At 73.1% G+C, this 15,903-nt stretch carries 10 protein-coding genes; 4 read left to right on the top strand and 6 right to left on the bottom strand.

Annotated elements, in window-relative coordinates:
* Positions 1 to 19 precede the first annotated feature (19 nt).
* Positions 20 to 1,540, top strand: coding sequence for a N,N-dimethylformamidase beta subunit family domain-containing protein (locus C4U03_RS00215; RefSeq protein WP_200826944.1), 1,521 nt, complete (start codon positions 20 to 22; stop codon positions 1,538 to 1,540).
* On the opposite strand, the gene C4U03_RS00210 is transcribed toward C4U03_RS00215, so the two are convergent.
* Together C4U03_RS00210 and glnA are read right to left on the bottom strand one after the other, a co-directional pair.
* Positions 1,530 to 4,601, bottom strand: a complete 3,072-nt coding sequence (locus tag C4U03_RS00210) for a bifunctional [glutamine synthetase] adenylyltransferase/[glutamine synthetase]-adenylyl-L-tyrosine phosphorylase (protein WP_103935540.1) — start codon at positions 4,599 to 4,601, stop codon at positions 1,530 to 1,532. The genes C4U03_RS00215 and C4U03_RS00210 overlap by 11 nt on opposite strands.
* Positions 4,602 to 4,736: 135 nt before the next feature.
* Positions 4,737 to 6,098 carry a type I glutamate--ammonia ligase gene (glnA, locus tag C4U03_RS00205; RefSeq protein ID WP_103935539.1) on the bottom strand — a complete coding sequence of 454 codons (1,362 nt, stop codon included), beginning with the start codon at positions 6,096 to 6,098 and terminating at the stop codon, positions 4,737 to 4,739.
* A 366-nt stretch (positions 6,099 to 6,464) separates the two neighbouring features.
* Between glnA and C4U03_RS00200 the strand changes: the two genes are divergently transcribed.
* Complete coding sequence (locus C4U03_RS00200) at positions 6,465 to 7,529, top strand: terpene synthase family protein (RefSeq protein ID WP_200826943.1); 1,065 nt, start codon at positions 6,465 to 6,467, stop codon at positions 7,527 to 7,529.
* 22 nt (positions 7,530 to 7,551) lie between these two features.
* Here C4U03_RS00200 and C4U03_RS00195 read toward each other — a convergent pair whose 3' ends face one another.
* On the bottom strand, positions 7,552 to 8,544 hold the full coding sequence (locus C4U03_RS00195) for an ArsR/SmtB family transcription factor (protein ID WP_103935538.1): 993 nt from the start codon (positions 8,542 to 8,544) through the stop codon (positions 7,552 to 7,554).
* Between the two features lie 54 nt (positions 8,545 to 8,598).
* On the opposite strand from C4U03_RS00195, the gene C4U03_RS00190 reads away from it, so the two are divergent.
* Together C4U03_RS00190 and C4U03_RS00185 are read left to right on the top strand one after the other, a co-directional pair.
* Positions 8,599 to 9,855 carry an MDR family MFS transporter gene (locus tag C4U03_RS00190; protein WP_200826942.1) on the top strand — a complete coding sequence of 419 codons (1,257 nt, stop codon included), beginning with the start codon at positions 8,599 to 8,601 and terminating at the stop codon, positions 9,853 to 9,855.
* 34 nt (positions 9,856 to 9,889) lie between these two features.
* The gene (locus C4U03_RS00185; protein WP_103935537.1) at positions 9,890 to 11,665 is read left to right on the top strand and encodes an NAD+ synthase; all 1,776 of its coding nucleotides are present in this window, start codon (positions 9,890 to 9,892) and stop codon (positions 11,663 to 11,665) included.
* A 175-nt stretch (positions 11,666 to 11,840) separates the two neighbouring features.
* Here C4U03_RS00185 and C4U03_RS00180 read toward each other — a convergent pair whose 3' ends face one another.
* From C4U03_RS00180 to C4U03_RS00170, 3 genes are all read right to left on the bottom strand, one after another.
* Positions 11,841 to 12,797, bottom strand: a complete 957-nt coding sequence (locus C4U03_RS00180) for a hypothetical protein (RefSeq protein ID WP_103935536.1) — start codon at positions 12,795 to 12,797, stop codon at positions 11,841 to 11,843.
* Between the two features lie 62 nt (positions 12,798 to 12,859).
* Positions 12,860 to 13,651 (bottom strand): hypothetical protein, encoded by a 792-nt coding sequence (locus tag C4U03_RS00175; protein WP_103935535.1) that lies wholly within the window; start codon positions 13,649 to 13,651, stop codon positions 12,860 to 12,862.
* Between the two features lie 20 nt (positions 13,652 to 13,671).
* The coding region (locus C4U03_RS00170) for an ADP-ribosyltransferase (protein WP_327372188.1) at positions 13,672 to 15,903 on the bottom strand (2,232 nt) is incomplete at its 5' end.

Genomic DNA, 15,903 nt, shown 5'->3' with positions numbered 1-15,903 from the left:
TACGGCAGAATTCAGCGGCGTGCGCATTCATCGGGGGATCGCCCTCGCCGTCCTGTCGGCCCTGCTGATCCCGTTCTCGACGGCCGGGTGCAGCGCCTCGCGCGACGCCGGGCCCGCCCCGTCCCGTTCCGCGGGCGCCGCCCCCTCGCCGACGGTCACCGAGGAGAACTCCCGCCCCGGCACCCGGGACTGGAAGCTGCGCCGCAAGGGTGCACAGGAGGAGATCGAGGGCTTCGCCGACCGGGTCAGCGTGCTGCCGGGCGAGGCGTTCCGGCTGCTGGTGTCCACCACCACGGCGGGCTTCCGGGTGGAGGCGTTTCGGGTGGGCTGGTACGGGGGTGACCAGGCCCGCAAGGTCTGGCAGTCGTCCCGGCAGCCGGGGGTCCGGCAGCCGGCCGCCCGGACCGAGGCCAAGACCGGCACGGTGGTCGCCCCCTGGAAGCCGTCGCTGACCGTCCCCACCCAGGGGTGGCCGGAAGGCGTCTACCTGCTGCGGCTGACCGCCGACTCCGGCGCCCAGCGGTATGTGCCGCTCACCGTGCGGTCGGCGGACACGGCCGGGCGGATCGTCGTCCTGAACGCCACCACCACTTGGCAGGCCTACAACACCTGGGGAGGCCGCAACCTCTATACCGGGCCGGGCGGCTACCCGGACCGGGCGCGGGCGGTCAGCTTCGACCGTCCCTACGACAAGGACGGCACCGGCAAGTTCATGGGGTACGAGCACACCGCGATCGTGCAGGCCGAGAAGGCGGGCGTGCCGCTGGCGTATGCGACCGACAACGACCTGCACCGGCGGGCCGACCTGCTGCGGGGCGCGCGGGGGCTGCTCACCCTGGGCCACGACGAGTACTGGTCCACGGCGATGCGCGACAACGCCGTGCGGGCCCGCGACCAGGGCGTCAACATCGCCTTCCTGGGGGCCAACGCCGTCAACCGGCACATCCGGTTCGCCGACACGCCGCTCGGCCAGGACCGCCTGGTGATCTGCTACAAGGACGCCGCCGAGGACCCGGTCGCGCGGACGAACCCGGCCGAGTCGACCCAGGACTGGCGGTTGCCGCCACGCCCCAGGCCCGAGAGCGACCTCATCGGGATCATGTACAACTGCTTCCCGGCCACCGGCTCGTTCACCGTGTACCGGCCCGGGCACTGGCTGTTCCGCGGCACCGGCGTGCGCAAGGGGACCCGGTTCCCGGGGCTGATCGGGCCGGAGACCGACGCGATCAACTGGGCCGGGCCGACGCCCCGGCCGATCGAGGTGCTGGCGCACTCGCCGATCAACTGCGGGGCGTTCGTGAAGACCGCGGACGCCACCTACTACACCACCAGGAGCGGCGCGGGCGTCTTCGCCACCGGCACCATGCGGTGGGTGTGCACGATGCGCGGGCCGAGCTGCGGGCACGGCGTCACCGCCGCCGGGCAGCGCTTCGTCCTCAAGGTCACCGAGAACCTGCTGCACGCCATGGCCGCCGGCCCGATGGGCAGGGCCCACCCGGCCGACGACAACCTGGAGGAGTTCGGCCAGCTCAGTCCGTGACGCCGTAGAAGACGCGCTCCACGACGGCGCGGGCGCGGCGGGCGTGCCGGCGGTAATCCTCCAGCAGGTCGCCGGTGCCCGGATAGCCGAGGACCCGGGTCACGGCGCTGCGCTCCTTGTGGTGGTCGGTGGGCAGCAGGTCCGAGGCCCGCCCCCGTACCAGCATCATGGTGCCGCGGATGCGAGTGGCCAGTTGCCAGGCCGACGAGAGCACCTCGCCGTCGCCGTCGTCCAGCAGCCCCGCCTCCACCGCCGCATCCAGCGCGGCCAGGGTGCGGGTGGTGCGCAGCCCGGCGATCTCGTGAGCGTGCTGCAGCTGCAGCAGCTGGACGACCCACTCCACGTCCGACAGCCCGCCGGGGCCGAGCTTGGTGTGCAGCCGCCGCTCCACCCCGCGCGGCAGCCGCTCGGACTCCATCCGCGCCTTGATCCGCCGGATCTCGCGCAGCGCCGCCTCGTCGACGCCGTCCCGGGGCCAGCGGATCGGGTCGATCAGCCGGCGGAATCGGTGGCCCAGCTCCGCGTCGCCGATGATCGGGTCGGCGCGCAGCAGTGCCTGGCTCTCCCAAGGCGCCGACCAGCGGGCGTAGTAGGCGGCGTAGGAGGCCAGCGTGCGCACCAGCGGGCCCTGGCGGCCCTCGGGGCGCAGGTTGGGGTCGATCTGCAGGGGCGGGTCGGGGGCGGGCCGGGCCAGCAGCCTGCGCAGCTCCTCGGCGACGGCGTGCGCGGCGGTCTGCGCGTCTCGCTCGTCGGCGCCGGGCAGCGGGTCGTGCACGAACATGACGTCGGCGTCGCTGCCGTAGCCCAGCTCGTGTCCGCCGAAACGGCCCATGGCGACCACGGCGATTCGGGTGGGCAGCGGGCCCCGGCGCTCTATCTCGATCTTGTTGACGGCGGCCTGGAGGGCCGCCTCGATGGTGACGGTAGTGATGTCGGTGAGCGCCTCCCCGACGGTGCGCACGTCGGCCAGGCCGAGCAGGTCGCTCACGCCGATACGAAACAGCTCCCGGCGCCGCAGCCCGCGCACCGCCGCCACCGCGTCCTCGGCAGGCGTGTCACGGCCGGCCCCCTGGCGGGGGCCCGCCCCCTCCGCGGGGGCCGCCCGGTCGCCGTCCTCGCGGCGGCGGACGGCGGCCAGCGCCTCGCTCAGCAGGGCCTCAAAGGGACGGGGGGCCAGCTCGGCGTCGCTGCCGAGGATGGCGACCGCCTCGGGGGCGCGCAGCAGCAGGTCGGTGGCGTACCGGCTGGAGGCCAGCACCCGGGCCATCCGCTCGGCCACCGTCACCTCGTCGCGCAGCAGCCGCAGGTACCAGGGGGTGGTGCCGAGGGCGTCGCTGACCTGGCGGAAGCCCAGCAGCCCGGCGTCGGGGTCGGGGGCGTCGGCGAACCAGCCCAGCATCACCGGCAGCAGCGTGCGCTGGATGGCCGCGCGCCGCGACACCCCCGAGCTGAGGGCCTCGATGTGCCGTAGCGCCCCGGCCGGGTCGTTGAAGCCCAGCGCGGTCAGGCGGGCGCGGGCCGCCTCGGGGGTCAGCCTGGCCTCCTCCTGCGGCAGCCGGGCGACCGCACGCAACAGCGGCCGGTAGAACAGCTTCTCGTGGATGGTGCGCACGCCGCGGGCGTGCCGCCGCCACAGGGTGGTGAACTCGCCGACCGGGTCGGTGCGCAGCCCCAGCGCGCGGCCGAGCCGCCGCAGGTCGTGCGGGTCTTCGGGGACGGTGTGGGTGCGGCGCAGCCGGTGCAGCTGGAGCAAGTGCTCCACGTTGCGCAGGAACCGGTAGGCCGAGGCCAGCCCGGCGGCGTCGTCGCGCCCGACGTAGCCGCCCTCCGACAGGCACGACAGCGCCCGCAGGGTGTTGGGGCTGCGCAGGGTCTCGTCGGCCCGGCCGTGCACGAGCTGGAGCAGCTGGACGGCGAACTCCACGTCGCGCAGCCCGCCGGGACCGAGCTTGAGCTGCCGCTCGGCCTCGTCGGTCCGCTTGTTCAGGTGGCTCTCCACGCGGCGGCGCATGGCCTGGACGTCCTCGACGAAGCCCTCCCCCGCCGCGGCCTTCCACACCAGCGGGCCGATGGCGGCCATGTAGTCCTCGCCCAGCTCCAGGTCGCCGGCCACCGGGCGGGCCTTCAGCAGCGCCTGGAACTCCCAGGCCTTGGCCCACCGCTCGTAGTAGGCGCGGTGGCTGGCCAGGGTGCGCACCAGCGGGCCGGACTTGCCCTCCGGGCGTAGCGCGGCGTCGACCTCCCACAGCGAGCCCTCGGGGGTGCTGGCCGAGCAGGCCCGCATGAGGGCCGAGGCCAGCCGGGTGGCGGCGCGCAGCGCCGCGGTCTCGTCCTGACCCGGCCGGGGCTCGGCCACGAAGATCACGTCGACGTCGCTGACGTAGTTCAGCTCGCGCCCGCCGCACTTGCCCATGCCGATCACCGCCAGCCGGCACAGCTCCGCCTCGGGGACCTCGGCGCGGGCCACGGCCAGCCCGGCCTCCAGGGCGGCGGCGGCCAGATCGGCGAGTTCGGCGGCGACCTCGCCGACGTCGGCGGCCCCGGTCAGGTCACGGCCGGCCAGGTGCAGCAGGTGCCTGCGGTAGACCGCCCGCAGCGCCTCCAGCGTCGGCCGGCCGGCGTCCCGGGCGCACGGCTCGGCGGCGCCGGGATCGGCGCCCACGGCGCGCAGCAGGCTGTCGCGCAACTGCTGCGGACGCGGCCGTTGGACCGCTCCATCACCGCTGAGGACCACCCAGTCGCCCGGGTGGCGGGCCAGATGCTCGCCGAGCGCGGAGCTGACCCCCAGCACCGCCGGCAGCCGCTGCCGGGCGCCCTCGTCGGCCTGCAACGCGGCCCGGGCGGGCCCGTCCAGCCCGGCCAGCAGCCGCAGCAGCCCGGCCAGCGCCAGGTCGGGATCGGCGGCGCCGCCGAGGGCGTCCAGCATCGGGTCGACGACCGTGATCTGCTCGCCGGCAGCCTCGGCCAGCAGGCGTTCGGCGTGTCCGGCGTCGGTGAAGCCGAGCCGGGCCAGCCGGCCGGTGAGGGAAGGGTGGCGTTCAGGTGTCCACGGCGCGCTCACGGCCTCAACCGTAACGGGACATCCGGGTTCCGGAAGGCAAACCGGGCCGGGAAGAGAGCCGAAGTTTACGCCGCGGACAGCGCACCGCCCGGGCCGGGCGGCCGGCGGGCGGCGTGCGCAGCGGCGGTGCGCCGATCACAGCACCGCGATGTAGCGCTTGCGCTCGTAAGCGGTGACCTGGCGGCGGTAGTCCTCCCACTCGGCCCGCTTGTTGCGCAGGAAGAAGTCGAACACGTGCTCGCCCAGCACATCGGCCATCAGCTCGCTGCGCTCCATCGCGTGGATGGCCTCGTCCAGGCTCTGCGGCAGCGGCTCAATGCCCATCGCCCGCCGCTCGGCCGGGGTCAGCGCCCACACGTCGTCCTCGGCGCCCGGCGGCAGCTCGTAGCCCTCCTCGATGCCCTTCAGGCCGGCACCGAGGATGGCCGCGAACGCCAGGTAGGGGTTGGCCGCGGTGTCCAGCGAACGGAACTCGATGCGGGTGGCGTGGCCCTTCTGCGGCTTGTACATCGGGACCCGCACCAGGGCGGAGCGGTTGTTGTGGCCCCAGCAGATGTAGGACGGGGCCTCGCCGCCGGCGCCCGCGGACGCGCCGACGCCGCCCCACAGCCGCTTGTAGGAGTTGACGAACTGGTTGGTGACGGCGGTGATCTCGGCGGAGTGCCGCAGCAGCCCTGCGATGAACGCCCGCGCCACCTTCGACAGCTGGAACTCCGCGCCCGGCTCGTAGAAGGCGTTGCGGTCGCCCTCGAACAGCGACATGTGGGTGTGCATGCCCGAGCCGGGGTGGTCGGTGAACGGCTTGGGCATGAACGAGGCCCACACGCCCTGCTCCAGGGCCACCTCCTTCATCACCAGCCGGAAGGTCATGATGTTGTCGGCGGTGGTCAGCGCGTCGGCGTAGCGCAGGTCGATCTCCTGCTGGCCGGGGGCGCCCTCGTGGTGGCTGTACTCCACCGAGATGCCCATCGACTCCAGCATCATGATCGCGTTGCGCCGGAAGTCGTGCGCGGCGCTGTGCGGGGTGTGGTCGAAGTAGCCGCCGGCGTCGACCGGCTCGGGCTCGGACCCGTCCTCCGGCACGTTCCGCATCAGGAAGAACTCGATCTCCGGATGGGTGTAGAAGGTGAACCCGAGATCGGCGGCCTTGCCCAGCGCCCGCTTGAGCACGTAGCGCGGGTCGGCGAAGCTCGGCGTGCCGTCGGGCATCAGGATGTCGCAGAACATCCGGCCCGTCCCGGGCGTCTCGGCCCGCCACGGCAGCACCTGGAAGGTCGCCGGGTCCGGCTTGGCGATCATGTCGGCCTCGTAGACCCGGGCGAACCCCTGGATGGCCGAGCCGTCGAAGCCGATGCCCTCGGCGAAGGCGCCCTCGAGCTCGGCGGGCGCGACCGCGACCGACTTCAGGAACCCGAGCACGTCGGTGAACCACAGTCGGATGAAGCGGATGTCGCGCTCCTCCAGTGTGCGGAGCACGAACTCCTGCTGACGGTCCAAGGCCCTCTCCCTCGATCGCCTCTGTCTGCCCGGCCCGTTCTACCCGGCCGGCACCATTACCAGGAGACCACTCCCCTGTACCCCGGGCGCCGCGGACGGCACCTCTCGCCAGGTCCGGGCGGGCCTCGTTCGCGCCGACACGTCCGGCTACCTAGCAGTATGCCCTGCGGCTGTTTCTTCGGCGTTACAGAGCCCTCCGAAAGGGGCCTGCCACGGCAAACCCGGCGACAGGTCCGAAAATACCTGGAAAACCGCCGTGCGGCGGCTCGTCCCCGCGGCCGGCCCCCAGCACCCCGCGGAAGTTGCCCAAGACTTGACGTGGCGGTCGGCGACCGCCCCCCGCGTGATCTCTAGCCTGGTCGGGCCGTGGATGCCGCACTCGTTCTCTCACTCGCCGACCGGGTGGCAGCGTTCGCCACCCGCTCCGGCATGCACCCCGCCGCCCAGTCGATCGGCGCGCGCACCGACGACTGGGCCCGCGCCCGGGCCCTGGTGATCGGGGATTCGGACGCCTCGCCGCTGGGCCGTGCCCGGCTCGAACGGCTGGCGTGCCGGGTCTTCCCGCACGCGCCCGCGGACCGGGTGGCGCTGTTCGCCCGCTGGCTGGTGTGGACGTTCGCGCTGGACGACCGGCTCGACGACACCCCCATGGGCGGCTCGGCCACAGCCGTCGACGGGCTGTACGGCGACCTGCTCGGGGCGCTGCGCCGCGGGCACGCCAGGCCGCAGGCCAACCCCCTGGAACTCGCGCTGGCCGAGCTGTGGCACGACACCGTGCCGGGCACCAGCCCGCAGTGGCGGCGCCGCTTCCTGCGCCACATGGAGCAGCACCGGGCGGGCTGCGCCGACGAGGCGGTCAACCGCCGCACCGGCCGGATGCCGGCGCTCGCGGAGTACCCCCCGCTGCGGCGCCGCGCCGCCGCTCCGTTCCTGTACGACCTCATCGAGCCGGTGCTGGGGGTCGAGGTGGATCTCCGGCTGGAGCGCACGCCCGCCTGGAAGGCGCTGGTCGACGGCACCGCCGACCTGATCACCTGGGCCAACGACGTGGTCTCCTACCCCCGGGAGACCGCCCAGGCCGCGCGGGTGCCCGCCAACCTGGTCGCCGTGGTCCGCCACGACCTCGGGCTGGAGGCGGCGCCGGCCGCCGCCCGGGTGGTCGACCACATCGCCCGGCGCGCCCCGCAGGTGCGCGAAGCGGCCCGCTCGCTGGAGACCGAGTTCGACCGGCTGGCGATCGGGCCGCAGGACCGCGGCGACGTCGCCGTCGTGGTACGCACCCTGCTGCACGCGCCCCGGGCGTACCTGGACTGGCTGACCGAGACCGGCCGCTACACCCCGCCGGGCGGGCGGGTTCCGACCGTCCCGGCGCACCGGCCGGCCGTCCGGCCGCGCCCGCCCCTGGACGATCAGCTGACCGAGCATCGCTGACGCGAGCCGTGCTAGGGGCGCGCTAAGGGCTTGCGGCGACCAGGGCGTCTCCCGAGCCCGTCCGCGCGTACAGCACCCGGCGGCCCACCCGGTGGCCCTTGACCAGCCCGCAGTCGCGCAGCACGGCCAGATGCTGGCTGACCGCGCCCGGGGTCACGCCCAGCCGCCGGGCCAGTTCGGTGGTGGAGACCGGCGTCTCCAGGCCGGCCAGGACGGCGGCGCGGCCCCGGCCGATGAGCGCGCCGAGGGCGTCTGGCGGCGGCGCGGGACCCCGGTCCCACAGGGTCGCGACGGCGTACGGAGGATAGGTCAGCTGGGGCTGGTAGGGCGGCAGCATCGCCAGCACCCCCGGCCAGACGAACGCGCTCGGCACCAGCAGCAGCCCGCGGCCCCGCAGTTCCACGCGGTAGGCGTAGTTGACGGCGACCGTCAGCCGCTCGCCGTCCCAGCTCACCCGGTGGTGCAGGTCGGCGAACAGCGCGTGCGTGCCCTGCTCGGTCAGCGCGCCGGCCCGGCGCAGCACGTCCGCCTCCAGCAGGCCGCGCAGCCTGGGCCAGTGTGGCTCCACGGCGGCCGCCCAGTACTCGACGAGCAGGTCGGTGAGCCGGGCCAGCGCTCCCCGGGGGTCGGCCGTCAGCGCACGCCGGGCGGGGGCCGTGCGGGCGCGCTGCGCGGGCGGCACCCGCTCGTCGGTGTCCATCCACGCGATCTGCTCGACCACCATGGCCGGCTCGGTGGCGCGGACCTCGGCCAGCTCGGCCTCCAGATCCGGCAGCGGGGTCCGTGGCGGCGGCGTCAGGAAGTCCGGGATGTAGCCGACCGGGCCCACCAGGGCCCGCAGCGGTTCCAGCGGCAGCCCCTCCAGCCGGGGTGTCACCTCGCGCACCCAGGGCAGGTGCAGCGCGTGCCGGGAGGGGTCGGCCAGCACCCGCAGGCTCGCCACCAGCTCGCCCAGCGGCGAGAACGCGAAGCGGACCCGGGCGACGTCGTCCGGGGTGAACAGGTACTCGATCATTTAGCCCTCGCTAAAAGAATCGCACACCCGCAGGTCGCTCCCCAGACTCGGCCCATGACCACGACCCACGGCGTGACCGCGCCGTCCGACCGGCCCGCGCCCCGGCTGCCGATGTTCCTGCACGAGCGCGTGGGTGGGCTGCCGCGTCCCTTCTGGGTGCTGTGGGCGGGCACGCTGATCAACCGGCTGGGCACGATGGTGGAGCCGTTCCTGGGGCTCTACCTGACCACCGTGCGCGGCCTGTCGCTGGGCGAGACGGGCCTGGTGCTCGCCGTGCTCGGCCTGGGCTCGGTGTTCGCGCAGCTCATCGGGGGCGCCCTGGCCGACCGCATCGGACGGCGGGTGACGTTGACCCTGGCGATGTTCCTCAACGCGGCGGGCATGCTGGCGCTCGGCTACGCGCAGGGAACGGTCGCCATCACGGCGTCGGCGCTGCTGCTGGGGCTGGTGCTGGACATGTTCCGGCCCGCCTCCTCGGCCCTGGTGGCCGACCTGATCCCGCCCGACGAGCGGCCGCGGGCGTTCGGGCTGCTGTTCTGGGCGATCAACCTGGGTTTCGCGGTCGCCATGGTGCTGGGCGGCACGCTGGCCCGCGCCGGATTCCTGTGGCTGTTCTGGGCGGACGCCGTCACCTGCCTGGTGTTCGGCGTGCTGGTCTGGCGGGCCGTCCCGGAGACCCGGGCCCGCCGGCCGAAGGGCGAGCGCGTGCCGGGCGGTTTCGCGGACGTGCTGCGCGACCGCGTCATGGCCGGTTACACGCTGGTGTTCCTGGCCTACACGTTCGTGCTGATGCAGGCGTTCACCACGCTGCCGCTGGCGATGCGGGCCGACGGGCTGTCCCCCCAGGCCTACGGGCTGGCGGTGGCGGGCAACGGGGTGCTGATCATCGTGGCGCAGCCGCTGGTCAACACCTGGCTGGTGCGCCGCGACCACAGCCTGGTCATCGGCACCGGCCTGCTGGTGGTGGCCGTCGGGACCGCGCTGTACACCGCCGCCTCCAGCTTGTGGTCGTACGCCGCCGTCGTGCTGGTCTGGACGGCGGGCGAGGTCGCCATCGCCGCGGTGGGCCAGGCGGTCGTCGCCGACCTGGCCCCCGAGCACCTGCGCGGGCGCTACAGCGCGCTGTGGGGGGTGTCCTGGTCGGGCGGGTTCCTGCTGGCGCCGCTCATCGGCACCCGGCTGCTGGAGGCCGGCGCCCCCGTGCTGTGGCTCACCTGCGCGGCCGTCTGCGCGGTCGCCGCCCTCGGCCAGTTCGCCCTCGGCCCGGCCGTCCGGCGGCGGGTGGCCGAACTCAGGGCCCGGTCCTGCTGAGCGAAATCGATCACGGCCGCCTACCCTGGGGTGCGTGGCACAGCTTCGATTGGCTCTCGCACAGGTGAATCCGACGGTCGGCGACCTAGAGGGGAACGCCGACCTGGTCGTGGAGTGGACGCGGCGCGCGGCCGAGGCCGGCGCCCATCTGGTGGCCTTCCCCGAGATGGTGCTGACCGGCTATCCGGTGGAGGACCTCGCGCTGCGCACCTCGTTCGTCGAGGCGTCCCAGCGGACTCTGGAGCGCACCGCGCGGCGGCTGGCCGCCGAAGGCCTCGGCGACCTGCCGGTGGTGGTCGGCTACCTGGACCGCCGCACGGCCGGCCAGATGCGGCTAGGCCAGCCCGCCGGCTCCCCCCTCAACTCGCTGGCCTGGCTGCACGACGGCCGGGTGGCGGCCCGCTCGGCCAAGCATCACCTGCCCAACTACGGCGTGTTCGACGAGTTCCGCTACTTCGTGCGCGGCGACCGGCTGCCGGTGGTGCGGGTCGCCGGCGTCGACGTGGCCACGGTGATCTGCGAGGACCTGTGGCAGGACGGCGGGCCGGTGAGCGTCACCCACGCGGCCGGGGCCGGGCTGCTGCTGGTGATCAACGGGTCGCCGTACGAGCGCTCCAAGGACGACGTGCGGCTGGAACTGGCCGCCCGGCGGGCCCGGGAGGCCGGCTGCACGCTGGCCTACGTCAACATGGTCGGAGGGCAGGACGAGCTGGTCTTCGACGGCGACTCGATGATCGTGGGGCCGGACGGCGAGCTGCTGGCCCGCGCGCCCCGGTTCGCCGAGGACCTGCTGGTGGCCGACCTGTCGCTGCCGGACGCGCCCTCCGACCCGCAGCCCGCCGAGCAGCCGGTGAAGGCCGGCGACGGCACCACCATCACGGTGGAGCGCACCGTGCTGTCGGCACGGCCGGTCCCGCCGTACGAGCCCGTTCCCCCGCCGGTCGCCCCCGCCCTGGACGACCTCGCCGAGGTGTACGGGGCGCTGGTGCTGGGCGTGCGCGACTACGTGCGCAAGAACGGCTTCCGGTCGGTCATCTGCGGCCTGTCCGGCGGCATCGACTCGGCTCTGGTCGCCACCATCGCCGCCGACGCCGTCGGCCCCGACAACGTGCACGTGGTGCTGCTGCCCAGCCGCCACTCCTCCGGGCACTCGGTCAGCGACGCCGAGGAACTGGTCAAGCGGCAGGGCCTGCACGCGCGCACAGTGCCGATCAACGACATGGTCGAGGCGTTCGAGCGGGAGCTGGAGCCGACCGGCCTGGCCGCCGAGAACCTGCAGGCCCGGGTGCGCGCGGTGGTCTGGATGGGCCTGTCGAACCAGGACGGCCACCTGGTGCTGACCACCGGCAACAAGAGCGAGCTGGCCACCGGCTACTCCACCCTGTACGGCGACTCGGCCGGTGGGTACGGGCCGATCAAGGACGTCACCAAGTCGATGGTGTGGGCGCTGTCGCGCTGGCGCAACGAGCAGGCCGTGGCGGCCGGGCAGACCCCGCCGATCCCCCAGGAGATCATCGACAAGCCGCCGTCGGCGGAGCTGAGCCCCGGCCAGCTCGACACCGACTCGCTGCCCGAGTACGACGTGCTGGACGCGCTGCTCGACGACTACGTCGAACGCGACCTGGGCCGTGACGCGCTGATCGCGGCCGGCCACGACGCCGGGCTGGTGGAGCGGGTGATCCGGCTGGTGGACGGGGCCGAGTACAAGCGCCGCCAGTACCCGCCCGGCCCGAAGATCACCCCGAAGAACTTCGGCCGCGACCGCCGCCTGCCCATCACCAACCGCTGGCGCGAGCCCTCGGCCGGCTGACCCCGGGCGCGGCGGCGCCCGCCAGCGCCGCCGCGCCGAGCCCGACCAGGCTCGACCAGGCCCTGCCGGGCTCGAAGGCGTTGGGGTCGATGCCGGGGACGCTCTGCCCGCACCCCACGACCTTGCCGACGGCGGTACGGCGTCCATCGCCCCTGCAAGGCCGAAGGGGAGGCGTCTAGGCGGGGACGCTCCCGCGTGCGGCGGCGAGGAGGCCCAGAACGAGTTCGCCCATGGCCGTGTCGTCCCATGGGCCCGGCCGGTGAACGGTGAGCGCCTCGATCGCGGGGCCCTGCACCACGTGACCGGCGGGGTCGCCCGGGTGGGGGCGGTGCGGAACGGCCGTTACCTGCTCGTTCTCAAGCCGGATGGCGAGGGAGACGGCGGAGCGCGCGTACTCGTCGGGTGACGACTTGGCGATGCCCGTCAGCCACGACCACGGGTCGGCCTGGCCGGTGCGGATCTCCTTGGCCGAGTACCGCAACACCTCGGCGAGGGTGCGGCCGAGCAGGGTCGCGCCGGCCTCCGAGCGGATCGAGGCCACAGGGGCCTTGGCGCCCGCGGCGTCACATGCCAGGAACTGCACCAGGCCGTTGGTCTCGAACACCGTCGCCGCCCCCCGGATGAGCGGCTCGGGGGGTTGCCGGGAAGCGGGCGGCTCGGTGCCGTGCAGGCGCGGCTCGAACCATATGTCGTGCCCGGCCTCCTCCCAGTCGGTGTCCGGCGGGAACTCGCGTACTCCCCGGCCTGGCAGGAAGTCGGCGAAGACGCTCATCGCATCGCCCAGGGCCATGGGCCACCGCAATGCGGTGAGCCGGTCGAACACCTGACGCCCCAGCCGTTCGCGCAGTTCCGCCCGAGCCAGCCCGGGCGCTCCCCGCAGTTCGATCGACAACCGGAAGTCGTACGGTGAGTAGGCCGTCTCGCCGAGAGCGCCCACCAGGTCCTCATCGGTCGGGCCGAGGTCAAGGCTCGCAACCCCTTCACCGGTGGTCCAGGGCTCAGAGGACAGAGTCAGGACGTAACCCTCGCCCGACCCGAAGTAGCCTCGCACGTCCAACGCCGTCGCCACCTGCTGGACGACGGCGGCGGCGTCACGGCCACCGCGCAGATAGATCTCTACGGTGCTACTCACCGGGTCGACTCCTTGAACATGTCTGCACGCGGTCGTGCCGCCTCACCCGAACACGCCGCCTCTCATCGCTGGGCGAGTCGCTTGAGGTCGTCCAGACTGGACGCCTCCTGCTCGTGGGCGTCCACGGCGATGGTCCCGGCGCGAGGGTCCTCCGGTGCGCCCTTCCACCTGCGCAAAGCCTGCAAAGGGGTCAGGCCCTCCCGCTGCGCCCGACGCAGCCGCAGAACCCACGGCACACCCGCGTTCCAGCCATCGGCACCGGCATCCGTGCGCCCTACGTAGTACGCCGCGTCATCGGCGGCCGACGCCCACAGATACCCCAGGAGCGTATCCCCCCGGGTCACCGGCAGATACCGGACCGGACCGTCCGTCGATGCCGGATAGTCGGTCTCGGGAATCTTCATCGGTGACAACGGGTCCCATCCCTTCGAGCGGTCGATCGGGGTCCCGTCAGGCCACGTCGGCGTCTGGGCGAAGAAGTCCGCCATCGGATCCACATGACCGGGATTGAGTTGCTTCTTCAATGCGTCGTAGGAGTCGGCGTCCCGCTCAGGGGCGTCGGCCACGACCGTCCCGCCCTCCGGATCCTCCGGCGCCCCGCGCCACCGTCGTAGCGCCTCCAGCGCCGGCAGCCCCTCGGCCTTCGCCGCCCGCAACCGCCGGCTCCACACCAGGGGCGCGCGGAACGCCTCAGGCGGCTCGGCTTCCAACCTGCGGACGTATCCCGCCGCGTCGTACTTCACCGACGCCCACAGGCACCCGATCACCTCACCGCGATAAGTCACCTCGACATACCGCACCGGCCCCGGGGCGGTGACCAGATACTGCGGCTCAGGACCGCTCGCGCCGCCCATCACCCACCGTCCTCTCGAAGTCACAATCCATTATTGCGAGGGGTGTCCACCACCTTCGCATGAATGTGCCATCGACCGCTCTCGTCCTGCACCACGTCGGTGATCTCGTAGACGGTATTACGCGGCAGGATCAGCTCACGCTGGTCCGGATACATGCTCCGGCTTCCCATCCAGAGCCCGCGGGAGCCCTCCGGCACGTCCAGATGCAACCTGATCGGCATCTCGTGGCCGTCGACGGTCGGCGGCCTGTCTCCCAGCGCCGTCGACATATAGGCCTCCTCGGTCTGTCTCGTCCCCACCAGGGACTCCATACTCCCGCTGTAGCCGTCCATGAAGTCCACCGAGTGCAGACCGCGCTGTACTTCGACCCCTTCGGGCAGCGGATGGCTGAGCGCCTCGTCGATCAGCCGGATGCGCTCACGGAAATCGGCCTCCGTCGGGAAGTGCCCGAACGTCCTGGCGATGACTCCGCGGACACCGGAGTGCCTGATCCACTGCTCGAGTCTCATGCCGGGATCGTCGGCCGACAGAATGTCGTTGACGATCTGGCGCTGCTCCGGCGTCAAGTCCGCGCGGTGCGCGGCGTCGTAGATGTCTCCGATGGAGGGCGCCCGGCCGCCGTTCATCTCGAAGATGTGCCACCCGGGTTCCACATCGTTCCACCAGTTCCACAGATTTGTGGGGAGGTCCTCCAACCCGCGCAGGATGCCGTTGTAGGGCCAGGAGTGACGGGTGTACTCCCGGACCGCGTCGGCCTGGGTGTCCGGCAGAGCGTCGTAGGTGCCGCCCAGGCGCCGCTCTCCGTAGGCCTCTCCGTCCGCGTCATTGTCGAACCGGCGGATGCCGTCCTCATCCACATGGCCCGGCAACGACCCGGCGTCCCCGTGGTGGCCGGAATCCGGTTCTGAGGTGTGACCGTCGTCCCCGGTCCCGCCCGAGTCCGGGTTCTCCTGCCCGGCGGGGTCCACGGTGGAGCCGTCGCCGTCATGGTCGTCGGAGTCGTCGTGCCCGTTGGGGTCGTCCTGCCGTCCCGGGTCACTACCGGGCTCATCGGCCGTGTCGCCGCCGTTCTGCTGCGGGCCCTGCTGACCGTCATCGCCGGTACGACCGTCACCGCCCGGGGGACCGCCGTCACCCGGGCCACCATCGCCGGCAGGCTTTTCACCAGGGTTGTCACCGCTCGGTGGCGCAGCGCCACCGCCGTCACGCGGAGTCCCGGACGGGCCACCGTCCTGATCGGGACCGCCACCCTGATCAGGACCACCCTGATCTGGACCGCCTCCCTGATCAGGGCCACCCTGATCTGGACCGCCATCCAGGTCAGGGCCGCCATCGCCGGCAGGCCTTTCACCGGGGCCGTCACCGTCCGGTGGCGCAACGCCACCGCCGTCACGCGGAGTCCCGGACGGGCCACCGTCCTGATCGGGGCCGCCGGTGGGGCCGTCATCACCAGGCGGGCCGTTCTCGTCGGGTGAACGGAACCGTCCGGCGTCGCGGTCCCACTCGCCGATCAGGCGCTCGCCGTTACCGTCGATCCGAGTGATGCGGCCGTCCTCATAGATGATCTTGCTGCCGTCGCCCAGGTAGGTCTCGATCCTGCCCAGGTGCTCCAGGCGCGGGTCGTCCTCGCGCAGCATGCGGGTCAGCCGGCCCTTGAGGCCGTTGACCGCGTTCTGCTCACTCAGGTCGCCGCGGCGGCCGTCGATGACGATGTCACCGTGGTTGAAGCTGCCGTCCGGCTGCGGCTTGAACTTGTCGAGCCCCTCCTTGACAGCATGGTCCATGGCGCGCTTGGTGTCCTTGCCGACGTCCTTGTACTCGGTCGGCGTGCCCGGGTCGTCGGGGCCGCGCCGTTCCAGCGCGTCCATCGAGGAGTAGCCGTCGTGGCTGAGTGGATGCCGCGGCAACCGGGTGACGAGGATGCCCTCGTCGGCCCGCCGCCCGGCGGTCTCCCGCTCCTTGTTGTCGAAGTTGTCGATCGGGTTGTCGGCCGGCGGATCGTAGACGCCGGGGCGGAACCTGTCGCCGACCGAGCCCGGCCGCGTCGGGTCCTGGTCGCCGAAATGGCCCGGCGGAATGTCATGGCCGTCACCGTCCCCGGTGTCCGGCCCGCCGTCGTCGCCGGGCGGCTGCTGCGGCGGGTCGCTCGGGTCCCTGGGGTCGGTGTCCGGGTTCTGGTCGCCCTGCGGGCCGCCGTCGCTGTCCGGGCCGGGATCGGTGTCCGGACCGGGATCGGTGTCCTGGCCGCCGTC

Origin of the sequence: Thermomonospora echinospora (genome assembly GCF_900108175.1) — a bacterium.
Lineage (GTDB): Bacteria > Actinomycetota > Actinomycetes > Streptosporangiales > Streptosporangiaceae > Thermomonospora > Thermomonospora echinospora.
The sequence above is the reverse complement of the archived record's forward strand: the minus strand, read 5'-3'. Positions and strand labels throughout refer to the sequence as shown.